At 63.8% G+C, this 24892-nt stretch carries 18 protein-coding genes; 8 read left to right on the top strand and 10 right to left on the bottom strand.

The features are described 5' to 3' along the window. Nucleotides 1-50 precede the first annotated feature (50 nt). The gene (locus H7X45_RS07945) at nt 51-1418 is read left to right on the top strand and encodes a PQQ-dependent sugar dehydrogenase (protein WP_187334383.1); all 1368 of its coding nucleotides are present in this window, start codon (nt 51-53) and stop codon (nt 1416-1418) included. A gap of 101 nt (nt 1419-1519) precedes the next feature. After that, nucleotides 1520-1855: a DNA-directed RNA polymerase subunit omega gene (gene rpoZ / locus H7X45_RS07940; protein WP_187334382.1), complete on the top strand. Its 336-nt coding sequence runs from the start codon at nt 1520-1522 to the stop codon at nt 1853-1855. 63 nt (nt 1856-1918) lie between these two features. Here the strand turns inward: rpoZ and H7X45_RS07935 are convergent, their stop codons facing one another. The 7 genes from H7X45_RS07935 to H7X45_RS07905 form a co-directional block, all read right to left on the bottom strand. Further along, on the bottom strand, nt 1919-4705 hold the full coding sequence (locus H7X45_RS07935; RefSeq protein WP_187334381.1) for a DUF3857 domain-containing protein: 2787 nt from the start codon (nt 4703-4705) through the stop codon (nt 1919-1921). Between the two features lie 98 nt (nt 4706-4803). After that, the gene (ftsH, locus tag H7X45_RS07930; RefSeq protein WP_187334380.1) at nt 4804-6759 is read right to left on the bottom strand and encodes an ATP-dependent zinc metalloprotease FtsH; all 1956 of its coding nucleotides are present in this window, start codon (nt 6757-6759) and stop codon (nt 4804-4806) included. Between the two features lie 210 nt (nt 6760-6969). Beyond that, complete coding sequence (gene tilS / locus H7X45_RS07925) at nt 6970-7932, bottom strand: tRNA lysidine(34) synthetase TilS (RefSeq protein ID WP_246449394.1); 963 nt, start codon at nt 7930-7932, stop codon at nt 6970-6972. Then, nucleotides 7895-8833 carry a tol-pal system YbgF family protein gene (locus H7X45_RS07920; RefSeq protein ID WP_187334378.1) on the bottom strand — a complete coding sequence of 313 codons (939 nt, stop codon included), beginning with the start codon at nt 8831-8833 and terminating at the stop codon, nt 7895-7897. The genes tilS and H7X45_RS07920 overlap by 38 nt, the downstream gene beginning before the upstream one ends. A 142-nt stretch (nt 8834-8975) precedes the next feature. Continuing rightward, on the bottom strand, nt 8976-9812 hold the full coding sequence (locus tag H7X45_RS07915; RefSeq protein WP_187334377.1) for a helix-turn-helix domain-containing protein: 837 nt from the start codon (nt 9810-9812) through the stop codon (nt 8976-8978). Between the two features lie 108 nt (nt 9813-9920). Further along, nucleotides 9921-12188, bottom strand: a complete 2268-nt coding sequence (ptsP, locus tag H7X45_RS07910) for a phosphoenolpyruvate--protein phosphotransferase (RefSeq protein ID WP_187334376.1) — start codon at nt 12186-12188, stop codon at nt 9921-9923. Nucleotides 12189-12360: 172 nt separating this feature from the next. Next, nucleotides 12361-12525, bottom strand: coding sequence for a YdcH family protein (locus H7X45_RS07905; protein ID WP_187334375.1), 165 nt, complete (start codon nt 12523-12525; stop codon nt 12361-12363). A 200-nt stretch (nt 12526-12725) separates the two neighbouring features. Here H7X45_RS07905 and H7X45_RS07900 point away from each other — a divergent pair, with 200 nt between their 5' ends. The 4 genes from H7X45_RS07900 to H7X45_RS07885 all read left to right on the top strand — a co-directional run bounded on the left by H7X45_RS07900 (nt 12726) and on the right by H7X45_RS07885 (nt 19944). Then, the gene (locus H7X45_RS07900) at nt 12726-12923 is read left to right on the top strand and encodes a YdcH family protein (RefSeq protein WP_187334374.1); all 198 of its coding nucleotides are present in this window, start codon (nt 12726-12728) and stop codon (nt 12921-12923) included. 121 nt (nt 12924-13044) lie between these two features. Next, the gene (locus tag H7X45_RS07895) at nt 13045-13497 is read left to right on the top strand and encodes a DUF1465 family protein (RefSeq protein ID WP_187334373.1); all 453 of its coding nucleotides are present in this window, start codon (nt 13045-13047) and stop codon (nt 13495-13497) included. Between the two features lie 169 nt (nt 13498-13666). Continuing rightward, a complete protein-coding gene (locus H7X45_RS07890; protein WP_246449393.1) occupies nt 13667-15775 on the top strand; it encodes an autotransporter assembly complex protein TamA in 2109 nt (702 codons plus the stop codon). Further along, a complete protein-coding gene (locus tag H7X45_RS07885) occupies nt 15772-19944 on the top strand; it encodes a translocation/assembly module TamB domain-containing protein (protein WP_187334372.1) in 4173 nt (1390 codons plus the stop codon). The genes H7X45_RS07890 and H7X45_RS07885 overlap by 4 nt, the downstream gene beginning before the upstream one ends. Before the next feature lie 15 nt (nt 19945-19959). Here H7X45_RS07885 and H7X45_RS07880 read toward each other — a convergent pair whose 3' ends face one another. The 3 genes from H7X45_RS07880 to H7X45_RS07870 form a co-directional block, all read right to left on the bottom strand. Then, the gene (locus H7X45_RS07880; protein ID WP_187334371.1) at nt 19960-20502 is read right to left on the bottom strand and encodes a prephenate dehydratase domain-containing protein; all 543 of its coding nucleotides are present in this window, start codon (nt 20500-20502) and stop codon (nt 19960-19962) included. A 12-nt stretch (nt 20503-20514) separates the two neighbouring features. Next, nucleotides 20515-21234: a chorismate mutase gene (locus H7X45_RS07875; RefSeq protein WP_187334370.1), complete on the bottom strand. Its 720-nt coding sequence runs from the start codon at nt 21232-21234 to the stop codon at nt 20515-20517. A gap of 348 nt (nt 21235-21582) precedes the next feature. Beyond that, entirely contained in the window at nt 21583-23001 is a 1419-nt protein-coding gene (locus H7X45_RS07870; protein ID WP_187334369.1) for an aldehyde dehydrogenase family protein, read from the bottom strand. A 172-nt stretch (nt 23002-23173) separates the two neighbouring features. On the opposite strand from H7X45_RS07870, the gene H7X45_RS07865 reads away from it, so the two are divergent. Further along, nucleotides 23174-23671: a DoxX family protein gene (locus tag H7X45_RS07865; protein ID WP_187334368.1), complete on the top strand. Its 498-nt coding sequence runs from the start codon at nt 23174-23176 to the stop codon at nt 23669-23671. Then, entirely contained in the window at nt 23668-24837 is a 1170-nt protein-coding gene (locus H7X45_RS07860; protein WP_187334367.1) for a saccharopine dehydrogenase family protein, read from the top strand. The genes H7X45_RS07865 and H7X45_RS07860 overlap by 4 nt, the downstream gene beginning before the upstream one ends. The last annotated feature ends 55 nt before the right edge of the window (nt 24838-24892 follow it).

Here is a 24892-nt window from a genome sequence, read left to right as displayed (position 1 = left end):
GAGGCCGGGCGCTGCTTGCCAGCCACGCCCGCGCAGCGTAATTCCATAATATGCGCAAACATATCCGAAATCTTACTATCATTGCTGTCATCCTGGCGATCGGCGTCGCCTTCTGGCTGACCCGGCCTGACAAGGCACAGGTGCCGATGGATCAGATGGTGGGGCGCGATCCCGTGCTCGGTGAACCCCGGCCCCAGACGGTGCCGACGGTGAATATTGCCGAAGTCGCGCGCTGGGGGGCGGATCAGAAGCCGACCGCCGCGCAGGGGCTCCAGGTGGAGCGCTACGCCGTCGATCTCGATCATCCGCGCAATCTCTACACGCTGCACAATGGCGATATTCTGGTCGCTGAAACCAACAGTCCTCCGCGTGAGAACGGCGGCATCGAGGGTTGGGTGATGAAGCATTTGCTCGGCAAGGCGGGCGCGGCCACGCCGTCTGCAAACCGCATCACGCTGCTGCGCGATAGCGATGGGGACGGGGAGGTGGATCTGCGATCGACATTCCTGAAAGGATTGAACTCCCCCTTCGGCATGGCGCTGGTGGGCGACCGTTTTTTCGTGGCCGATACCGATGCGCTGCTGGAATTTCCTTATGCGCAGGGTGACACGCAGATTTCCGCGAAGGGCCGCAAAATCTATGCGCTGAATGCCAAGGCACCCAACAATCACTGGACCCGCAATCTCGCGGTCTCCCCGGACGAGACTAAGCTGTACATCGCGGTCGGTTCCAACAGCAATATCGGCGAGAATGGCATGGATACCGAAAAGGGCCGTGCGATGGTAATCCAGTATGATCTGGACACCGGAAAGGCGATTCCCTACGCAATCGGCCTTCGCAACCCGGTGGGTCTGGCGTTCCATCCCGGCACTGATCAACTCTGGACCACGGTGAACGAGCGCGACATGCTGGGCTCCGACCTGGTGCCCGACTATCTCGCGCTGGTGGACTTCGGTTCGGACTATGGCTGGCCCTATCATTATTGGGGCGGATATACCGACCCCCGGCTGGATGACCCCGCTCCGGACAAGCGGCAATATGAGCGGCGTCCGGATTATTCCCTCGGCGTGCATGTCGCGCCCTTGGGTTTGCTGTTCGCCGGCCAGGCAAAGCTTGGCGGCCCCTTCGGCAATGGTGCCTTCGTGGCGCGCCACGGCAGCTGGAACCGCGTGCCCGCAGCGGGTTACGATGTGATCTTCGTGCCGTTTCAGGGGAACGAACCGCAAGGCAAGCCCATCGAGGTGCTGACCGGCTTTCTGGATGCGGAGGGTAATGCGCACGGGCGGCCCACAATGTTAGCCGCGGACAAGACCGGTGCGCTGCTCGTCAGCGACGATGTCGGCAATGTCATCTGGCGCGTGACGCCCGCGGGTAAGCCAAGCGCAGCGGCAGCGGGCAACACGCCCGCCGCCCGATAGGCGGAGGGGCATTCCGGCTCTGCCACGCTTGACTTTGGCTGGTACGATCCCTACCTGCGGCCAGTCAAAAATCCCGTACATCCCAGATTATAGGAGCCGTCATGGCGCGCGTTACCGTTGAAGATTGTGTCGACAAGGTCTCGAACCGGTTCGATCTCGTACTCTTCGCCGCAGAACGCGCGCGGGAGATTTCCGGCGGCGCCGACCTCACCGTCGATCGCGATCGTGACAAGAACCCCGTTGTGGCGCTGCGCGAAATCGCCGAACAGACGGTGAAGCCGAAACATCTCGAAGAAGGGCTCGTCCAGTCGCTGCAGAAGGTGCAGGTCGACGATGATGATGAGATCGAGGAAGTCGGCTCGCTCAGCCAGTCCGCCGAAGCGCTGCGCGTCACGGCTGCCGCTCCCGCGCGTTCTGCGGGTGTTGCGCGGGACTGATCCCGCCAGCAACGGGGCCGAGCCCCGTCACTGTTTCAGACCATGTTCGGGGCCTTGCCGGGATCAGTCGGCGAGGCCCCAATTTTTTAGTTCCAGCGGAAGCTCTTCGTCCATGAGGATCGCTTCCCTTTGCATCTGCGCGCCAGCCTTACCGCCTTGGGCGAGGCCAAGCAGCCAGCGTGCATGCGGTGCATCGGGGTTGGTAAGGAGCGCCGAGCGCCAGTCTTCGATCGCCGCTTCTTTCCGGTCCATGCGCCAATAAGCTAGGCCGCGGTCTTCCAGCGCGCTGGAGCTGTTCTCGCTAAGCTCCGTCGCCCGCGTGCAGTCCTTCAGCGCACTTTCCAGCTGAAGGCCATATTGCGCCTTGAGCGAACAGCGTGCGCGATAGAGCGCGGCGTTGCCCGGCTTCTCCTCGAATGCGGCATCAAGCAGCGCAACCGCCTCTTCTTCCCGCCCGGCCAAGGCCATTGCGGTGGCGCGGACCATGTCCACGTCCGTTTTCTCGACGCCCAGCGCTTCGAACTCGTCTGCAGCCAGAAGGATCTCGTCCGGCCGGTTGTTCAGCCATAGGACTTTCGCAAGCCCGTTCATGACGTTCGCAGAGGCCGGCTCCAGCTCGCGCGCTTTGGCAATCGATCGCAGCGCGGCTTCGGGATCGTCCACCTTGGTCAGCTGTGCATGCCAGATATAGTCTGCAACGCTCGGTTCCTGCTCAAGCACCTTTGCAAGATCGTCCGCAGCACCCGCATGCTCACCGATACCCGTCAGGAAGGAAGCCCTGTTGCGATAGGCCTGCAAATCGTCGTCATCGGCTTGGACAATGGCGGCGGCATAGGCGTCGCGAAGCCGCTTAACCGCAGGTGATTTCACATTCTGACGGATGGCGAGCGTCTTGCTGGTCAGGCTGGCCGGGACGAGCAGGCGAAGCTTGTCCGCTTTGGCCTTTGCAATCCGCGTGCGGACATCGGGAAGCTCCGATGCGGCAATCTCGGCCGCGACCGAGCGATACATCATGTCGCCCGTCAATATCTGCCCGGCAAGCTCATAGTCGTGATGAAACTGATATCCCGCGATCCCGCCATCGAACTTTGCCGCGCCGCGCAGTTCGAACGGTTCTGCCATCTCCGGCAGCAACAGCCTGACCGTGGTCGCCTGATAAAGCGGATGGTTGACCATTACCGGAATGTGAGACCAGGCGGCGCGCCCGCGATCGGCGTCGAACGTGAAATTCTCTACCGGCGGATTGAGCTGCGTCTGATATCGGCGATCCTCCCATTGCCAGTAATAGCTTTCGAGAGCCTTGCCGCTGACAATGGCAGTCTGGCCGTCATTTTCGAAATGAAGCGAGCGTTCGAAGACTGCGCCGTCATTGCCTGCCGAACTAAGTATCCCGTCGAGCACATCGTCGAAGCTCTTCTTGTCGAGGCTGGACTGTGCGGCAAGCAGCTGCGTGGCGGTCGGCCCCCGGAACCGCATCGTGATGCTGTCGATGCCCGGGAACCCAACTCCTGCACGCAGGTCCAGCTCGCGTTCCAGAACCTGCGTCGGTTCGCTCATCGGACGAACCGGCACGTCGATCAGGTCGCTTCCGGCTTCGGTCAGTGGAAGTGCCTTGGCGAAGTTGGCGACGTCGGCAATATTAGCGCGGGTGGTGCCTTGCATGGTGCCGTCGAGCCAATAGTCGGTCCCGTCCACTTTCGCGCGAACCACCACATGGTTGAAAGCGTATAGCCCAGGCAGCAGTTCGCCCACGATATCACCGTCCTCGGCGCGCACGAGCATCGCATCGGCTTCGATGCCGAGTTCGCGTAGCAGGCTGAGGAGCATCAGCGATTTCGCCTTGCAGTCGCCATACCGCTTTTCCCAGGTGACTGCCGGATCTTGCGGCGTGTAATTGCCGAACTCCATCCCCTCGTACAGATAGCGCACCTCATCCTGCACTAGCTCCACAGCGGCTGCCATGCGATCCAGCTGGCTATCATGCGCGGCGGCGATGGCTGCGGCCCGCTGGGCTAGTGGGCCGCCGGGAACTAGCTTCGCATGATCATTGTAGAGGGGGGCAACCGAAAGGCTGACGCTCTGCCAGTCCGAAAAGGTGGTATAGTTGACCTTGGGCGGCTGGACGAAACGGGCGGGCGCGTTTTCGGGCTGGTCCTTGAGTTTGGGTAGCACCCCGTCAAAATGGATCTGGCTCACCGATCCGGTGCTCTCTTCACTCAGCTCTGTGTCGGCCGTCCAGCGCAGGGCCTTCGCTTCGGGCCAGAGCAGGCGAAAATGATACTGGCCGACCTGGATCGGTGCGACGGGCAGGCTCTCCAGACCCTCCGCATTACCTCCGAGCGCCGGATCGGAAGAAACGACGCTATAGGTCACGCGAACGACGTCCCCAAGCTGCAGGCCGGTCAGTTGCATTGTCGCGGTCAGTTTGCCGTCCAATGACTGTTTTTCCAGGTCCGCCTCGCGGCGGATCACTTCGACCGATTTGCCGCCGTTCAACGCGTCGATGGTCTCTCCACCGCGAACGATCGAAACGGCGTGGATCAGCGCGTCCTGAACGTCGGGCTGCCATTCCACTTTCACATTGCCGAGCCGGGAAAGCATTTCCGGCGAGACGACCTGATAGGCGAGATCGCGATATTCGACGGAGCGATCGTCCTCGACGCGGATCTGGCTGTCGACCAGCAGCAGCACGGTCCTGTCGCCCTCACCGACAGGGTCGAGCTGGCGCGCTTCCACCCAGCCCGGTGCCGGTTCATAACGCGGCTGCTCCAGCGTGGCTGCGTGAGCTGCGATCGATGTGCTTGCAAACATGCCCGCAACGAATGCGCGGCTGACCCACTTCAAAGTCATTCAATCCCCCCTGAATTTCTGTCAGCACCCTAGCTTCGAGAGACGTGAAAAAAAGGGGCCCGCAGGCCCCTTCTCTTTACTTTCTTACACTGTGGCGATCAGGCCCCTTGAGGCCTGGCATCTCCGAATGGGTTCTTCGGTTTGCCGCGCCCGGCAGACGGGATGAGTGTACCCAGTTGAGGGGTTTCCGAGGGTTTCACGATTTCGCCGTCCTCGCGCTCGAACTTGCCGGTTTCCAGCAACTCGCGGATTTCGTCGCCCGAGAGCGTCTCATATTCCAGCATTGCATTGGCCAGCTGGTGCAGCTGATCGCTATGCTCATTGAGAAGCGACTTCGCCCGCTCATAGCCTTCTTCGACGATCCGGCGAATTTCCTTATCGATCTTCTTGGCGGTCTCGTCCGACATGTGGCTGCGCTGCGACTGCGAATAGCCCAAGAAGGTTTCACCCTGCGGCTCTTCATATTGCAGCGGGCCCATCTCATCCGACATACCCCACTGCGTCACCATGTCGCGGGCGAGCTTGGTGGCATATTGAATATCGCTCGAAGCGCCGGAACTAACCTTGTTGTACCCGAAGATGATTTCCTCGGCCACGCGTCCGCCCATGGAAACGGCCAGATTCGCGTGCATCTTGTCACGGTGATAGCTGTAGCTGTCCCGCTCCGGCAGGCGCATGACCATGCCGAGCGCGCGGCCGCGCGGAATGATCGTCGCCTTGTGGATCGGGTCCGACGCGGGCTCATGGATCGCGACTATGGCATGGCCGGCCTCATGATAGGCGGTCATCTTCTTCTCGTCATCGGTCATGACCATGGAGCGGCGCTCCGATCCCATCATGACCTTGTCCTTGGCGTCCTCGAACTCCTGCATGGCGACGAGACGCTTGGAACGGCGTGCGGCCATCAGCGCAGCTTCATTGACCAGGTTGGCAAGGTCCGCGCCGGAGAAGCCGGGCGTGCCACGCGCGATGGTACGCGCGTCCACATCGGGGGCCAGCGGCACCTTCTTCATGTGCACCGCAAGGATCTTCTCGCGGCCCTCGATGTCCGGACGCGGCACGACCACCTGACGGTCGAAGCGGCCCGGACGCAGAAGCGCGGGGTCGAGCACATCGGGACGGTTGGTCGCGGCGATGATGATGATACCTTCGTTCGCCTCGAAACCGTCCATTTCGACGAGCAGCTGGTTCAGCGTCTGCTCGCGCTCGTCATTACCATTGCCGAGGCCGGCGCCGCGATGGCGGCCGACGGCGTCGATTTCGTCGATGAACAGGATGCACGGCGCGTTCTTTTTCGCCTGCTCGAACATGTCGCGCACACGGCTGGCGCCGACGCCGACGAACATCTCGACGAAGTCAGAACCGGAGATGGTGAAGAACGGCACGCCCGCTTCGCCTGCAATCGCGCGGGCGAGCAGCGTTTTGCCGGTGCCGGGCGAACCGACCAGCAGCGCGCCCTTGGGAATCTTGCCGCCGAGCTTGGAGAATTTGGTGGGATCGCGCAGAAACTCGACGATCTCCTGCAATTCCTCGCGCGCCTCATCGATGCCGGCAACGTCGTCGAACGTCACCTTGCCGTGCTTCTCCGTCAGCAGCTTGGCCTTGGACTTGCCGAAACCCATCGCGCCGCTGGCGCCGCCGCCCTTCTGCATCTGTCGCAGCACGAAGAAGGCAATACCGATGATCAGCAGGAAGGGCAGGGCCTGCACCAGCATATACTGCCAGATGCTCGGCTGCTCCTGCGCCATGCCGCTTGCCTCGACACCGTTGGCTTCCAGCAGCTGGTTCAGGCTGCTGTCGTTCGGCACGGGGATCGTCTGGAACTTGTCGCCATCGGTGTAGGTGCCGATGATGCGATCCGGGCCGATCTGCACACTCTTCACAGAGCCAGAGGCCACCTTTTCACGGAACGTAGTATAGCTGACGCCCTGCGCATCGGCGGCCTGGTTGCCGTCGAACACCGAGAATACGAGCAGGACTGCGAGGATCGCGCCCGCCCAGATCATCATGCTTTTCATCCAGGGATTGCCTTTCGGCTCCTGATCGTCGTTCATGCTTTGCTCCAATCCAACCCGTGCAATGTAAGGCGGCGATGGTGAATGGCAATATAATGCGGCCGGCGGTAATCACGATTTGACCGGGCCGGTTGCCCGAGACCTCCCGCCGCTTGCGAGAAACCTATCGATAGGCATGGCGGGGCGGCAAAGGTCTGCGGCCGTGAGGCAAGGATAGCATCGTTGCGGGGCTCTGGACAGCGCGGCGCATCAGCCGGTGCGGCGGGGCGGGGCGGGGCAGATAAGCCAGCCATCATCGCGTGGATCGCATAGAGCTGCGCCGAGGCTGCTTTTCTGGCCCGCCCGCAACGACTCGAGCGCGCGGCTCAGCACGTCTCCGCGCGGCGATTCGCCTAGCCGGGCAAGGGTGAGGCTGAGGAGGCGGCGCTGAATTTCGCGCGGATAGGGCGCGGCACGGAGAAGCCAGCCCTCGCCCTGCGCGGTGATTGCCTCGGACGCCGCGCGATCGGTGACCCAGCACAAGGCTTCCTGCGCGTCGAAAAGCGCATCGGCGGTGCGCTGTGTCGCGCCGGGTGAAAAGGCGTTCGAGCTTTGGTTCAGCAGGGCGCGTATACGCACTCTATCAAAGGCCGGGTCGCGATTGCTGGGATCGTCGATAGGCGTAAGGCCTGCCTCCGCGCAGATGGCGATCAGCCGATCCTTGGTGAACTCCAGAAGTGGCCGCACGATCCTGCCGTTGCGCCGACGGATGCCGGAGAGGCCGGCCACGCCGCTGCCGCGCGCAAGCCGCATCAGCAATGTTTCCAGCTGATCATCCGCATGATGCGCCGTCGCGATAAAAGGGAGGGCCTGCTCCTCGGCCCATTGAACGAGCAACCTGTAGCGGGCGGCGCGTGCGGCGGACTGGATGTTGCCCGTAATCGGCTGCAGGGGGCGCAGCGTTGTGTGTGGGATTCCTCGCTGGTTGCAGAGCGCGCCGACGAAGGCGGCTTCATCCGCCGCTTCCGGGCGCAGACCATGATCAACCGTGGCCGCGGCGATCCGTCCCGGCAAAGCATCGTGCGCCAGCAGCAACAACGCCAGGCTGTCCGGCCCGCCGGAAACGGCGAGGCCCAGCCTGTCCGGCATTCCGCCCACGGCCCGCAACAGGCCGGAGGCGAAGCGCTCGGTCAGATCATTTGCAATTGGCCTTCGCCTTGCCGGACGTGACACGGTTCGCCAATCGGCCGCTGGCGATATCCGGATAGACGTCCGCCAGTTCGGCATAGGCCTGGCAGGCCTCGCTCTTCTTGTTCAGGTCGGTCAGCGCGACGCCCAGGAAATACAGGCTGTCGGGTGCCCGGTCCCCGCGCGGGTCCTTCTGGTAATTTTCCAGAAAATATTGTGCGGAGGTGGCCGGCTTCTTATCGTCCAGCCACGCCCGGCCCAGCAAATTGCGGGCATAGCTCATTTTCGAATATTTCGGATAATCCTTCACCGTCTTGGCGAGCTGCGCCTGCGCTTCGGGATAAAAACCCGCTTCCCAGAGGCGATAGCCGTAGATGTAGCTGTCTTCCGCGGCATCGCCGGTCGAAGGCTTCTCTATGGCGGCCACGGCCTGCGCGCGGCCGGTGTTGGTGACGGCAGACGGCTTGGTTGCAGCGGCGGGCTTGGACGCTGCCGAGGGAGCCGGGGCCGGGTTCGCCTCTTCTTCCACCGCGGGAGCGGCGGCGGGCGGGGCGCTTTCCAGACGCGCGATCCGGTCCTGCAGCGCGCTCAGCTTCGTTTCCATCTGGCGCATCTGATAGCCGCGCTCCTCGACCTGTCCGGTAAGGCTCGCCAGCTGCGCTTCCAAGGCATCGACGCGCGTCATCAGGCCGGTCACGGCGCTGGCATCGGTGCTGGTGCCGGGCACGCGGGAGGGCTGCTGCTGCGCCTGGATTTCCGGTTCGAAATAGCGGTCTGATCCGCCGGGGAAGACCTTGCGCTGCAGGGCGCGAACTTCCTGTTCCAGCCGGTCGATGCGACCATTTACACTCGTGTCCTGCGCGCTGGCCGCGGTCGGCATCAACGCCAGCGGTGCGAGGGCGGACGGCACGAGTACGCTCGCCAGGATCATCGATTTCAGGCGCATGTTTTTCCTCCCGTTCCGGCGCTCCTCCCAAAATCCCAAGCGCCGGTATGTCGCTGTCACCGCTTTGCCTGTGCCATGTCGGACGGCTGCGGGAAACCGCTTTAACCTGTCGGCTGCTGACGCGGCGCTGAATGGGCCGCGATCAGGTGGTGCCCGGAGCGCTCGCGGCGTTGGCGGCAGCGCCGCCCGTGTCGCGCGCCAGCAGCGCGCGGGCGCTGATGCCGATATCCTTGATCGCGCGCTCCGGCGGGCCGAGCGGGGCAACCTCGCGGCCACCCACAGTCACCGTCAGTGCCTCGGGACGGCCGATGTTGATCATGGGATTTTCGGCCTGCGCGGGCACTTCGAATTTCTCGCCTGGCGCCATCGTCTTCATGAGCAGCGTGTCGTCGGCACCATTGTAGATGCGCACCCAGACTTCCTTTGTGGCAGTCAGCACCACCGGATCGGACGCGCTTGGGCCGGCGGGCGCAATCGGCGCTTTGGCGACGGGCGTTGCGGAAGCGACCTGCTGCTGATTGGCCGTATCCAGATACGGATCGGCAGGATCGCTGGTCCAGAAAAAGCCGCGCCAGATGCCATATCCGGCCACCAGCAGGATGCCGATCAGCGCCGCGGTCCACACCATCAGGCGCGGCGGGGTACGCGCGGGGTCGGCGGGCTGGAAATTGTCGCGATCGCGCGTGCGATCATAGCTCGGGCGGTGGCCGATCTCATCGCGCAGCTCGTTCGCGATATGCTCTTCGTCCAGGCCGAGCGCGCGGCCATAGGCCTTTGCAAATCCAATCTCATAGGTGCTGGCGGGCAGCGCATCGTGATCCGATGCCTCAAGCGCCTTCAGATGCCGCATCGGGATGCGCGTCTTGTCCGCAATATCGGTCAGCGTGAGAGACTGTTTCTCCCGCTCAAGCCGCAACATTTCTCCCACCGAACCATAGGTGTCGGCCTCTGCGGCGGGCTGTTCTCGCTCGTCGTCCACTATCCCTCGGCTTCCCTACCGTCCTACTGGAAAGACTTGCCCCTGGGCCAAGCAAATGCGGCGGGCGAGGGGGCATTGTCAATGCCGTTCACCCCCTCGGCGCACCGGTCAGCCGATATCGACAGCCTTCTCGTTCGCCCAGGCGGTGAGTGTCGCGCGCAAGTCTGCGGGCGGGCGCGCAAGAAGCTCCTCCATCAGCGTGCTGACCGCGCCGAGATCGAGCGAGCGGACCATCGCCTTGATCGGCCCCACCGCGGCCGGAGTGATCGACAGGCGGCGATAGCCCAGGCCCAGGAGCGCCATGGCCTCGAGCGGGCGGCCACCCATCTCACCGCAAACGCCAAGCTGCACCGGCGTATCGTCGAGATTGCGAGCGACGCGGCGCAAAAAGCGAAGGATCGCGGGGCTCAGCCAGTCGTAACGCTCGGCCAGCCGCGGGTGCGAACGATCGGCCGCGAACAGGAACTGGGTCAGGTCATTGGTGCCGACCGAGAGGAAATCCAGTTCGCCGGTCAGCTGGTCGAGTGCATCGGCAAGGGCCGGCACCTCCAGCATCGCGCCGTAGCGGATATGGACTGGCAGCTGCTTCTTGCGCGTTCGCAAGAACTCCACCTGCTCGTAGAACAGATCGCGCGCTTCCAGAAATTCCCACGGCTCGGCGATCAGCGGGAACATCACGTGCAAAGTGCGGCCCGACGCCGCTTCGATCAGCGCGCGTGCCTGCGCTTTCATCAGGCCGCTGCGGTCGAGCGCGACGCGCAGCGCGCGCCAGCCCATGGCCGGGTTTTCCTCATCCATCCCGGCGTCCTTGATGTAAGGCAGCGCCTTGTCTCCGCCGATATCGAGCGTGCGGAAGATCACCGGCTTCTCGCCCGCGGCATCCAGCACATCGCGATAGAAGCGCATCTGGCGCTCGCGCTGCGGCAAAGTGGAACTGACGAGGAACTGGAACTCGGTGCGGAACAGACCCACGCCGTCCGCGCCCGTCATCGCCACCGCGCCGACATCGTCGCGAAGGCCGGCGTTCACCATCACCGATATGCGCGTGCCGTCCATGGTCACCGGCTCAGCATCACGCAAGGCAGCGTAGCGCGCGCGCCGTTCTTGCCGCTTCGCCAGCTTGGTCTCGTAACTTTCGACGATCTCCGTGTCGGGGCGGATAAAGATGCTGTTGCTGTCAGCATCGAGCAGCAGTTCATCGCCCTCGCGCAGATGGCTGCGGATGCCACGCGCCCGCCCGATCATCGGTATACCCATCGCGCGCGCCACGATGGTGACATGCGCGGTGAGCGAGCCTTCTTCCAGGATCACGCCTTTCAGCCGCCGCCGATCATATTCCAGCAGTTCCGCCGGACCCAGATTGCGCGCGATGAGGATCGAATCCTTGCGCAGCCCGAATTGCGCGGCGGTGCCCATCTGGCCGGAGACGATGCGCAGCAGGCGGTTGGAGAGATCCTCCAGGTCGTGCATCCGCTCAGCAAGCAAGGGATCGTCGATCTGGCGCATGCGCATGCGGGTGCGTTGCTGGACGCGCTCGATCGCCGCTTCGGCGGTCAGGCCGCTGTCGATCGCCTCGTTGATGCGGCGGCTCCAGCCCTCGTCATAGGCGAACATCTTGTAGGTCTCGAGGACCTCTTCATGCTCGCCGCCCACGCCGAAATCGGCCTGGCTCGCCATGCGATCGATCTGGTCGCGCATCTTGTCGAACGCTGAGTATACGCGCGCGCGCTCGGCCTCGATATCCTCGGCCACGACATGCTCGATCTCGATGCGCGGCTGATGGAAGATCGCCGCGCCCGCGGCCATGCCCTTGACGAGCGGCAGGCCGGACAGGCGTGTAGCCCCGGTGTCCGCCACCATCTGCGTGCGTTGATCATCGATCAGTTCGGCATTGGTGATCAGCTCTGCCAGCACCATCGCGACCGTCTGCAGCGCCTCGATCTCCACCTCTTCATATTTTCGCGGATCGCGATGCTGCACGCAGACCACACCCACCGCGCGCTCGGACCGGACGATCGGCACGCCGGCGAAGCTGTGGAATTTCTCCTCGCCGGTTTCGGGCATGTAGAGGAAGTTTGGATGCGTCGCCGCCTCGGCCAGGTTCAGCGTGTCGTTATTCTCGGCGATCGTGCCGACCAGGCCTTCTCCGCGGGCGAGACGGGTGACGTGAACCGCTTCGGGGTTGAGGCCGCGCGTCGCATAAAGCTCCAGCGCACCTTCGCGCAGCAGATAGATCGAGCAGACTTCGCTATCCAGCGCCTCGCCGATGATATCGACGACATGGTTCAGCTTGCCCTGTGCATGGGTGCGGCTGGCCATCACTTCGTGGAGGCCGGTCAGGATCTGTCTGGCGGAGATGGCGGCGGTCTGCGTCATGCCATCGGCCTATCAGCTTGCGGGGTATCGCGCGAGTTTGGATATGGGGTCGTCGCACTTTTCAGCCGATGTCAACGATGCGGCTTTCCCCGGGGAGGACTCCGCCGGATGCGCGCGAGAGCGGTGGCCAGGTGCCGCCGCCCCCGCGCTGTGCGGTTTGATTACAAATCGATCAGTGGGCTCTTGCTACGCTAATCTCGTCCTTGAGGGCGAGCTTTTGCTTCTTAAGGGCGTGAATCCTCACTGGATCGGGAGAGGGACGGTTAGCCTCATTAGCGATCTGCGACTCAAGCTTGGCATGCTTGTTTTCGAGTGCGGACAGATGGCCGTTGTGCATGGCGTTCTCCTTCGTATTTGCCGGCGGGAGGATCCTGCCGGTGATTCGAAGTGAAGCATAAAAACCTTCCAAAGTCCTATGATCTCGCCGGTCAGGGTGCGAAATGCGACGATCTGATGACACTTCGCCAAGGACTGGCGGCCTATGCGTGCTGTTGCTAGCGATAAAACGGGATTGCGGGCGGAGTGAAGGGGCAGGCAATGAATGATGAAGGTTACCGTCAGGTCCTCCAGGGGCTGCGCATCGAACATCGCGATCTCGACGATGCGATCGCCGCACTGACGGCACAGCAGGTGCCGGACCAGTTGCAGATCGCTCGGCTGAAACGGCGGAAACTCGCGCTGAAAGACCGCATCGGGCGCATCGAGGATGAGATTACGCCGGACATTATCGCCTGACCGGTTCCCCAGCTCTCATGACTTATAATCACCCGTGCCGAAACGGCACAATATTGCGTTAACCATCTGAATTATCGTTAATAAGCTGTTCGACGACGAATCGCTCTGCCATATGATCGGCATGTTCCAAACTTCCCAACCCGACGCGTGTCTCACTACCAAGCTCATCGATTCGCTGTATTGCGAAGCGCTGGTCCTGGCGGATGAGGCACGCTCGGCGTTCGAAGAGACGGACATCACATTGTCGCCGCGTGAGACGCTGGCGCTTTCCTGCGAATCCCTGAAGGTAACGACCCGGCTGATGCAGGTTATCGCCTGGCTGCTGAACCAGAAGGCCTATCGCGCCGGCGAGCTGACGCTGGACGAACTCCATACCGAAGAGCGCAGCCTGGGCTATGCCGTGGCGAGCGACGAGGAACTGGTAGCGTTGCTGCGGGCCGGCCCCGCTTATCTCGCGCGTCAGAGCGAGGATCTTTATTATCGCGTCCATCGCATGGCCGCGCGCCTGAAAGGCACCTATCGTGAGCAGCAGCCTGTTCACGATCTGCACGACCGGCTCGAACGCGCCTTCTAGATAAAGTTGCCCGGTCAGGGCTCGAAATTCCGCTGCAAGGCTGGCTCAATGGTTTTGCGGCGTTCGCACCGCCGAATGGCGCAAATCTCAGCGCGTTGTTGCCGGTTCAGACCGATTTTCCTAAGGCCGCGGCTGGGCTATGCCATGGACCGGGTTGGGAGAGTTGGGATTGGGTCGCCGCCGCGCCGTCTTCGTGCCACTGGCCGCCATGTTGTGCGCTTGTCCCGTCGCGGCCCTCGCCCAGCAGGACGGGCAGGCCGATGACGATTTTCTTGATGCCCCGCTCGATCCCGACGCCCCGCTGGCGCCGCTCCCTGATCTCGGCGTCGACTGGCCCGATCTAGGCACACCGCTGGCCGAGGATCCCTTGGCCGACGAAGGTGCTTTCGACGATCCGCCGTCCGCCGAACCGCTGGCGGAAGAGACGGTGCCCGCCAATCTCAGCGGTGCCTCGCCCGATTTTGACGCCGATTTCGGGCCGGACCTCGCCCTGCCGTCCGACGCGCTGGCGGCGCAGGAGGCGCAAGAGCCAGCTGCGCCCGTCATCGGCGACGGCCCGTTTGCTTATGATGTGAACCTCACCGGCCTGCCCGATGCGGTTACCGGAAAGCTGCGTGAGCGCTTCGATACGCTGTCCACTCTGAAAGCCAGCGACGGCGATCGCTCCTTCGCCGGGCAAATCGCGCGACGGGCGACCGATGATGCCGAACTGCTGGAGCGTCTGCTGCGCATCGATGGCTATTATGACGCGCTCGTTTATTCACAGCTGAACGGCGCGGGCGAAAACAGCGTTTCGGTTGAGCTCGATGTCGAACCAGGTTCGCTCTATCATTTCCAGCGCATTACGTTGCCGGGCATCAACGCGGCGGGCAGCGATACCGAGCGGCTGCGTTCCGCCTTCACGTTGAACGTCGGCGATCCGGTCAATCAGGATCTGGTGGTCGCTGCGCGCACCAACCTCACCAGCACGGCAGAGGAAAGCGGCTATCCTTTTTTTCAGACAGGCGAACCGGAAATCGTGGTGGACCGATCGGCGGATAGCGGCACGCTCGATATGACGGTGACGCCGGGCGGGCGCTTCGTTTTCGGTCGGATTGTGCCGCGCCGTAACGATCTGTTCGGCGCGCGCCACCTGTCGCGCATCGCCCGGTTCGATGAAGGCGATATCTTTCGCCGCTCGGACGTGCAGGATCTCAACAGCGCACTGATTGCCACCGGGCTGGTCTCCAAGGTGGACATCGAGCCGGTAGCATCGGACAGGCCGGGCGAGGTGGACCTTGCCGTCGATATCGATCCCGCGCCGCCGCGCACCATTGCCGGGGAAATCGGCTACGGCACCGGTGAAGGCTTCCGGGTGGAGGCAAGCTGGGAGCACCGCAATTTCTTCCCGCCCGAGGGGGCGCTGCGCGTGAACGGCGTGCTGGGCACGCGCGAGCAGCTGGCCGGGCTCACCTATCGCCGCAATAATTTCTACGGGCGGGACAGGGTGCTCACCGCGCGCGTGCTCGCCCGCAACGCCCGGCTGGACGCGTTCGACGCGCGCACCATTTCGATTTCCGCCAATTATGAGCGGTTGACGACGCTGATCTTCCAGAAGCGCTGGACGTGGTTCGCGGGGCCGGAAATCCTCTACACGCAGGAAAAGGCGTATAATCTGGCGCTAGGCGCGCAGGACCGGCAGACCTTTTACATCGGCGCTTTCCCGTCCGGGCTGTTTTACGACGGCACCGACAATCTGCTCGATCCGACGCGTGGTTTCCGGCTCGGCGGAACGCTGTCTCCGGAGATTTCCTTTCTCGGTGCCGCAGACGGTTATGCGCGCATGCAGCTGGACGCCAGCGCCTATCAGCCCATCCGCGACGATGTCGTAATTGCAGGGCGCGCACGTTTCGGCGCGATCAGCGGAACCGAGCTTGGCCTGATCGCGCCCTCGCGCCGCAATTATGCGGGCGGCGGCGGATCGGTACGCGGCTACGGGTTTCAACGGATCGGCCCGCGCGATCCCAGCGGCAATCCGATCGGCGGACGCGGCCTTGCCGAATTCTCGCTGGAAGCGCGCTATCGCTTCGGCAATTTCGGCGTGGTGCCATTTATCGACGCGGGCAGCGTCACCACCGCGCAGTTCCCGGACCTTTCCAACCTGCAATATGGCGTGGGCCTGGGCCTGCGATATTATAGCGATTTCGGGCCGATCCGCATCGATGTCGGCACACCGCTGAACCCCGGCCCCGGCGACGGGCCGATCGCGGTGGCGGTGTCTTTGGGACAGGCCTTTTGAGCGAGCAGCAGCCCGCAGCCGATCAGGTCCGAGCCGAGGAAGAAGCCGCGCGTCCGCGTCGCCGCAGCAGGCGCTGGCAGGCCGGCATACTGGCGGTGGTTCTTCTTTTGCTCACCGCGCTCGCCAGCGCGATGATCTGGCTCGACACGCCGTCGGGGCACCGTTTTATCGTCGCGAAAATCGAGGAGCAGCAGCCGAGAAGCGGCCTGCGCATCGGGATGGACCGGATCGAGGGTTCGATCTACGAAAACACCATTGTGCGCGGCCTGACGCTGAGCGACCCGCAAGGCACCTTCTTCCGCGCAGAGCGAGTGGCGCTGGACTGGTTCCCGTTCGCGCTGCTCGGCCAGCGGCTCTCGATCGACCGGCTGGAAGCGAACGGCGCGCAGCTGCTTCGCAAACCCGCGCTCGTGCCGACAGGCGGTCCGCTGCTGCCGCAATTCGACATCTATATCGGAAGCTTTTCGCTGCCCGATATCCGGATCGACAAGGCGGTGGGCGGCCGCGCACAGACCGCCAAGCTGTTCGGCAATGGGGAGATACGCGACAATCGCCTGCGCGCGCAGCTGACCGGTCTCGCCAGTGCAGGCGACAGCATTGAACTGGATATCGATATTGCGCCGGATGAGGAGCGTTTCGCGCTCGACGGTGACGTGCTGGCGCCGCAAGGCGGGCTGATCGCGGCGCTGATCGGCGTAGAGGAAGGCCTTTCCGCACAGGTGGAAGGAAAAGGAAACTGGAAGCGCTGGAACGGGCGGCTGACGGCGAACAGCGGCGGAAATATGTTGGCGGATCTGACGCTGGGTGCGCGGGCGGGTTATTATACCGCGATGGGCACCCTGGATGCGGACCGGTTCCTGCGCGGCGCGCTGGCACGGCTGACCGCTCCGCAACTTGCGGTCGATCTGGCTGGCCGTGTCGAGGACGGCATCTGGTCAGGGCGCGGCACGCTGCATTCTAACAGCGCGCTTCTGGCGCTCGATGGTGGATATGATGCCCGCGAAGGCGGCTTCGATGCGATGCGGGCGGACCTGCGCATACTCGATCCGCGCATGCTTTCGAAGGACCTGAAGGCCGGCAATCTGCGGGTGCTGGCGCGGCTCAACGGTCCGCCGGAACGACTTCGCTTCGATTACCGGGCGAGCGCGGACAGCCTGATGCTGGGCAAGGCGGAGCTGTATAATCTGCGCGCGGCGGGCGATGGGCGGTTGGTGAACGGCGTCGGCACCTTGCCGATCCGTTTGCAGGCAGGCCTGGTGGTTGGCCTCGGCCCGCTGGGTGAAAGGCTGTTTTCCGATCTGACGGCGGACGGGCGCCTGCGCATCGCCGGATCGCGGATCACCGGGGAGGAGCTTGCCGTGCGGACCCGCAGCTTTTCCGGACGCGCGAATGTGGATGTGGCGCTGGACAGGCGCGACTGGCGCGTACGCATCATTGGTAAGGCACCCAATTTTCCGGTGAACGGCCTTGGCCTCGTCGATGTCGGCGCAGACCTACTTCTGGCACCGGGCGCAGCTGGCAGGCTGACCATCGCGGGCGATGTCGATGCCGTCACCACCCGGTTCGACAATGCGTTTCTGCGCGATCTAGCGGGCGGTCAGCCCCGGCTGCGCACCCGGCTCGTGCGCGGAGAGGACGGGCTGTTCCGCTTCCCCGACTTCACCGTCACTGCGCCGCTGCTCCGTTTCACAGGTGGCGGGCTGCGCAATCGCGACGGCACTTTCGACATCGACGGCGTGGGCGAACATCAACGGTGGGGGCGCTTCGATATGGCGCTGGTGGGGCGGCTGGAGCGGCCGCGGCTGGTACTGAACCTCGCCAATCCCTTCGACGCGGCGGGCCTGTCCGATGTGCGGCTCGTGCTTGATCCCACGCAGAGCGGTTTCGCCTATGAAGCGGCAGGCGGATCGCTGCTCGGGCCGTTCACCAGCAATGGCGCGATCCTGCTGCCCAAAGGTGGCGGCGCGACCTTCGATGTCGAGCGGCTGCTGGTGGCCGATACCCTCGCGCGCGGGCGAGTGCGCCCGGAAAATGGCGGGCTGACAGGTACGCTGGCGCTCAGCGGGGGCGGGGTGGACGGTAATCTGCGGCTGATGGGTCAGCCCGGCGGGCAGCGCGTGCAGGGCAGCTTTACGGCGCGCAACGCGCGTTTCGGAAATGCCGGTGACATTCGCATCCGCACCGCCGATGGCAGCATAGACGCCTTCTTTAGTGAGGGGCGTTCCGATATCGATGCCACCTTGCGCGCGCAGGGAATAAGCCAGGGTAAGTTCGTGCTCGGTACATTGGACGCGCGGGCCAAGATCGTGAACGGGAGCGGCAATGTCGCGGCCAAGCTGGCGGGCACGCGCGGCAGCCGCTTCGCCTTTGATGCGCGCGCCGCCGTCGCGCCGAACCGGATTGCGGTGAGTGGATCGGGCAGCTTTCGCCGCCAGCCGATCCGCCTCACCAAGCCTGCCATTTTCGTGCGCGACGATGCGGGCTGGCGCCTGCGCCCCACGGCGATCAGCTATGGGGGGGGCACGCTGCGCGCCGCGGGACAGTTCGGCGGCTCGGCCGAATTGGAACTGCGCTTTGCGGAAATGCCTTTGGCCCTGCTGGATCTGGCCTATTCCGATCTGGGCCTTGGCGGGCGGGCAACCGGTACGGTCAATTATCGCGGTGGGCTGCAGCCGACGGGCGATGCGAAGCTTCGGATCAAGGGCCTCAGCCGCTCCGGCCTGTTCGTAAGCTCCCGTCCGCTCGATATCGGCTTGAACGCGGCGCTTTCGGCCGATGCGATGGCGATGCGCGCGGTGATCGCGAATGACGGCAAGACCGTCGGCCGTGTCCAGGCGCGTATTTCCGATCTTGCCCCGACCGGAGACCTGATCAACCGTCTTTATGATGGCCGTCTGTTCGCGCAGGCGCGCTATTCCGGTGAGGCGGGCACGCTCTGGCGCCTTACGGGGTTTGAGCTGTTCGACCTGTCCGGCCCGGTCGGGCTGGGCGCGGACATCGGCGGCAGTCTGACCGATCCGGTGATCCGCGGCGTTGTCCGCGCGCAAGGTGCCCGGCTGGAAAGCGGCGTTTCCGGTACCGTGGTTACCGATATCGCGGCGCAGGGCCGGTTCAACGGCTCGCGGCTTCTGTTTCAGCAGGTCAGCGGCAAGGTTGGACGCGGGAAAGTGACCGGATCGGGCGCGTTCGATTTCTCCGGTGGCCGCGGCGTTGCGATCGATTTCAACCTGTCGGCGGACAGCGCGGAGCTGATTGACCGCAAGGATTTCGCCGCGACCGTGACCGGGCCGCTGCACATCCAGTCAAGCGGGCAGGGCGGCACGATTTCGGGCAAGGTGCTGGTGAACGAGGGACGCTTCACGCTCGGCAATGCAGAGGCTAGCGAGCAGTTGCCGGACCTCGTGGTGCGCGAGATCAATCGCCCGGCGGATGACGGGGTGCAGCGTCGGCGCGGCGGCGAATGGCGGTTCGCGCTGGAGGCGCGCGCACCCGATGAGATCGTGGTGACAGGACTCGGCCTCGACAGCGAATGGCGGGGCAATTTCCAGGTCGGCGGCCTTGTCAACGCCCCTCAGATAGAGGGGCAGGCGGAACTGATCCGCGGCGATTACGAATTTGCAGGCCGCGAATTCCGCCTCTCGCGCGGGTTCATCCGCTTCCGCGGCGAAAGCCCGCCCGATCCCGCGCTGGATATCGTCGCGCTCGCCGATGCGGGGGATGTCGATGCCACCATCAATGTCACCGGTACCGGACAGAAGCCCGAAATCCGCTTTTCCAGCACCCCCGCTTTGCCGGAAGAGGAACTGCTCGCTCGGCTGTTGTTCGGATCATCCGTGACCGATCTCAGCGCGCCGGAGGCCGTTCAGTTGGCGAGCGCGGTGGCGGGGCTGCGCAGCGGCGGCGGGCTCGATCCGATCAACGCTGTACGGCGCGCCGCCGGACTCGATCGCCTTCGCTTCCTGCCCGCCGACGCGGAAACCGGGCAGGGTACCAGCATCGCGGCAGGCAAATATCTTACCCGCCGCACCTATGTGGAGCTGATCACCGATGGGCGCGGCTATTCGGCGACGCGCGTGGAGTTCCAGATCACGCGCTGGCTATCGATCCTGTCGAGTATTTCGACCATCGGCCGCCAGAGCGTGAACGCGCGGGTTTCGCGGGATTACTGAGCTGGCAAGGCCTCCTCAGCGCGGGGCGATCATCGCGAAAAAGGTAGTGTTGTCCGCGCTGTCCTGCACATTACGCGCCAGGAATTCGAGACCGTAGATCTCGGCCGAGCGGGAGGAGGCGAGCACGGCCACCGAGGCATCACCCGTTTCGGTAAGACGATGCGCGGCCATCGCGGTGTTGCGCGATTCCTCGGTAGCCGCCCCCAAATCACAGAGAAACCGGCGGGACTCCTTGATCGCCATGGGATGACTGCGCACAAGACGGATATCTTCCAGCCGGGCGCCCGGCAGGCCGAGACAGTGCATCGCAACCGGCAGCGCATGGCGCGAAAGGACGGTGACGTTCTTGGACGCGATCATTTCCAGATTGCCGGGCACCGGCCCGGCATTGCTGTTTTCGACCGGGATCATCCCGCGTTGGAAGCGTCCGGCGGCGACAGCGTCGGCCACCGCTTCGAAACTTTCATGGGCAACCGGCTTCCAGTCCGGAAGGGCGGCGAGACAGGCCATCTCGCCGAACGCGCCGGGCTCGCCTTGATAGGCGACTTCACTGGTCATGATGCGGCCTCTTCAGGCGGCGTCGGAAAGCGTGTGTGCCGATGCCAGATCGGTAAGGCACAACCGCCAATCGCCTGCGCTGGCGAGCGGACAGATCGGCTCCCCCTTCACCACGCGCGACAACAGCTCGCTCGCGCTCACGACGCAGTAGCGGCGGTCTTCGGGCACATGCGAGCTGTCCAGCCGGCCGACCACGATGGCCGTAACCCAGCCGCCTTCCTCCCGCAGCGCATCGAAAATGACAAGATCGTCGTCCTCGGCCAGCACCGTCCACCAGTCCGCCTTCGGATTGAGTTCGATGATCGCAATGGTTTCACGCGTGCGGGCGCGTTCCAGTGCAGCGGCGGGCTCTGCCACCTCCACCATGGGGGCGACCGTGCCGAAGCGGCGGCGCGCCTGATCGGCGACGTGCATGCGGCGCTCATCGGCGCATAGCGCCAGTTCGGTGCTGCGCTGCGATTGCAGATTGAGGCTCATCAGTTCCCGCCAGATCGCCGAAACGCTGGCGCGCGGGATGGCGCGGGTGTTGCCGGCGAGGCGCTCGATCAGCTGCCGCTCGCGCTTGGGGCGGATCATCAGATGACGGTCGTCCTCTGCGCTCTTGGCGGCGGCGATGGACTTGGACAGCGCCAAGCGCTTTTCAACAAGATCGAGCAGTGCATCGTCGAGCGCGTCGATTTCTTCACGCAGATTATCGATCGGACGCGGGGCGGATTTCGGATTCTGGGTCATGGAATAACTCTCGGATGGATATGCGGCATAGAATGGCCGCCGTCAGCAAATGCGCCGGTTCTCCGGCGGTGATTTTCGGTCCGATACGCCTCAGTAGACGTACCGGCTGCTAAACGAGCCGAGATAATAATAGAAGAAGCGCGCGCCCGGTGTGGGAAATAGGGTGTCCCGTCCGTTGGTCATGGCAAAAGCTCCTTCACCCGCACCATTGCAGGCGGCGCTTGGGTGGCAGGAGCCTATGTGTATGTCAAGTGTGCGCGCGCGACTATTTTTCAGCAATTTTGTTTCAATAGAAACTTTCCGGAGACCACCCGCCGCCACTGACTGGCGGCGGCGGGCGATATTCGCTCAGGCGCCGACGAGGGTTTTGACCTCCATGAAGTCGCGCAAGCCGTACGCGCCGAATTCACGGCCATTGCCCGATTGCTTGTAGCCGCCGAAGGGTGCGCCGCTGTCCGGCCCCCAGCTGTTCACGGTGACCAGTCCCGCGCGCAGCTTGGCCGCGACAGGCCGGGCCGCTTCCGGATCGCCGGAGATGGTGGCGGAAAGGCCGTATGCGGTGTCATTGGCCAGCCGCACGGCTTCCTCACTGCTCGCATAGCTCGTGATCGTCGCGACGGGGCCGAAGGTTTCCTCGCGAAACAGCCGCATATCGGGCGTCACGTCGGCGAACACGGTGGGGCGCACATAATAGCCGCGGTTGACGCCTTCGGGCAGGCCGGGGCCGCCCTCCAGCAACGTCGCGCCTTGCTCGATCCCGCTCTCGATCAGTTCCTGGATCTTGTCGTACTGCGTTTTGTTCACGACGGGGCCGATGTGCATGCCCTGTTCGTCCGGGCTGCCCACCTTGGTCTGTGCGAACATCGCTTTCGCGAATTGCTCGGCCTCTTCCTTCTGGCTTTCGTGAACGAGTAGGCGCGTGGGCGCGATGCAGCTCTGCCCGCTATTGGCGAGCACGCCTTGCAGCGTGGGCGGAAGCACCTCGTCCAGCTTGGCGCCTTCCAGCACCAGATTGGGCGCTTTGCCGCCCAGTTCCTGGTGAACGCGCTTCACCGTCGGAGCGGCGGCCTGCGCCACAGCGATGCCCGCGCGCGTCGATCCGGTGAAGCTCACCATGTCGATATTCTCATGGCCCGCGATCGCCGCGCCGACGGTCGGCCCGTCGCCCTGTACTAGGTTGAACACGCCCGCGGGAACACCGGCGGCTTCCATGATCTCGGCGAGGATCACCGCATTGGACGGGCACTCTTCGGACGGCTTCAGTACCATCGTATTACCTGCAGCGATGCAGGGCGCGACCTTGGCGTTGATCTGGTTGACCGGCCAGTTCCACGGCGTGATCAGGCCGACGACGCCGATCGGTTCATGCAGCACCGTGGCCTTGCCGATCTGTTCCTCGAACGCGAAATCCTTCAGCGCCTTTGCGGTAGCGAGAAAATGGCCGAGGCCGGCGGGTGCCTGCGCGGCGCCGGCGAAGCTGATCGGCGCGCCCATCTCCTCGCTGATCGCCTTGGCCATGTCGCCCATGCGCGCTTTATATTCGTCGGCAATGCGCTGTAGCAGAGCGAGGCGATCCTCCACACTGGTTTGCGAAAAGCTTTCATAGGCTTCGCGCGCAGCGGCAACGGCCTTGTCGACATCGGCTGCGGTACCCAGCGTAATCGCGGTGACTGGCTCTTCAGTCGCCGGGTTGATCACCTCATGCCGCTCACCGCCTTCACTTTCCACCCATCGGCCGCCGATATAATGTTTCAGATGTTCGCGCATGCCTTGCTCCTCTCGAATGATCGTGATCTTTCATATGCGCGGTATGGCGTAACGTACAACCGCGATGCGCCGCAAATGCGCCGCGGCCCGTCTCGCGCGGAACGAAAGCCATGACGGGTGCGTAATGGACGTGGCGGTAACAAACCGGCCGAGCCAAGGAAGAGAGGGTCCCATGCACTTCGTCAGCAAATTTGCCGCGCTGATTGCGCGCATCCTGATATCGCCGCTGTTCATCCTGGCGGGATTGGGCAAGTTCCTCGATCTGGCGGGCACGGATCAGTATATTCAGTCTGTCGGACTGCCGGCTGGCCTCGCCGTGCCCGCGGCCACGTTCGAGGTGGTGCTGGGGCTTTTGTTGCTGCTCGGCCTTTTCACGCGTCTGACGGCCATTTTGCTGGCAGGCTTCTGCATTATCACCGGCCTGGTTTTTCACAATGACTGGGGCGATCCGATCCAGCAGGCGATGTTCCTCAAAAACCTTGCCGTTGCGGGCGGCCTGATCATGGTGTTCTCCTATGGCAATGTCAGCCACGGGCTCGATCGGATGCGTTCAAAACGGGACCGCGAGCACGAGCTACGCGAGCGGGAGCTGGAAGAGCATCGTGAGCGTGAGGTGGCGCGCAAACGCGGCGATTTCGACGTAGCAACCAAGCCGGGAGGGAAGGCATGACCAATCGCGAATTCGATGTCGTTATCTATGGGGCAACGGGCTTCACGGGACAGCTGGTCGCCGAATATGTCGCGCAGGCCCATGGCGGCAGCGAGCTGAAATGGGCGATGGCCGGGCGCAATCTCACCAAGCTTGAGCAGGTGCGCAGCGCGATTGACGCGCCGAGCGATACGCCGCTGATTGTCGCCGACGCATCCGATCCCGCCTCGCTCGAAGCGATGTGCGCGCGCACCAAGGTGGTCCTCACCACGGTCGGGCCTTACCAGCTGCACGGCAACGAACTGGTCGCCGCCTGCGCCAAAACTGGTACGGATTATTGCGATCTGTGCGGAGAGCCCGCCTGGATGCGTCAGCAGATCGACCTGCATCAGGCTGAGGCGGCGCGCACGGGCGCGCGGATCGTCTTTTCCTGCGGCTTCGACTCGATCCCCTTCGATCTCGGCGTGCTTCTTCTGCAAAAGCACGCCCGCGCGACCAACGGCACTCCAGCGCCGCGCGTGAAAGGACGGGTGAGGGCGATGGAAGGCGGTTTCTCCGGCGGTACGGCGGCCAGCCTTAAGGCCACCATGGCCGCGGCGGCGAAAGACCCGAAGGTGATCGGTTATCTCACCGATCCCTTTTCGCTGACGCCAGGTTTCGAGGGGCCGGACCAGCCCAAGGGTCTTGTTCCGCATGTCGATGATGCGCTGGACAGCTGGGTGGCGCCGTTCATCATGGCGACGATCAACACCAAGAACGTCCACCGCACCAACCGTCTGCTCGGCCATCCCTATGGCGAAGATTTTCGATATGACGAGATGGTGGTTACGAGCCCCGGCGAAATGGGCCAGAAGGCCGCCGAAATGCTCGCCAAGGCCAATCCGCTGGCCGGCGACAAGGGGCCGAAACCGGGCGAAGGGCCGAGCAAGGCGGAGCGGGATGCCGGCTTCTACGATCTCCTGTTTATCGGCGAATGGCCGGACGGTCGTGCCGCGCGCTTTGGCGTGAAGGGGGATCGCGATCCGGGGTACGGTTCCACCAGTCGCATGATCGCGGAAACGGCGATCCTCTTGTCCGAGCGCGCACATGACGGCGATGGCGGGGTATGGACGCCGGGCGCGCTCTTCGGTGAGGAACTGGCAAAGCGGCTCGAAGAACGGGCGGGGCTGACTTTCGCATCCGAATGACGCGATCAAGCTTGAGTTCAGCGAGGCAGGCTATAAGCGCGCGCTTTTCGGCAAT

This window comes from Novosphingopyxis iocasae (assembly GCF_014334095.1).
GTDB lineage: Bacteria > Pseudomonadota > Alphaproteobacteria > Sphingomonadales > Sphingomonadaceae > Novosphingopyxis > Novosphingopyxis iocasae.
This window is presented reverse-complemented; position numbering and strand designations above follow the sequence as displayed.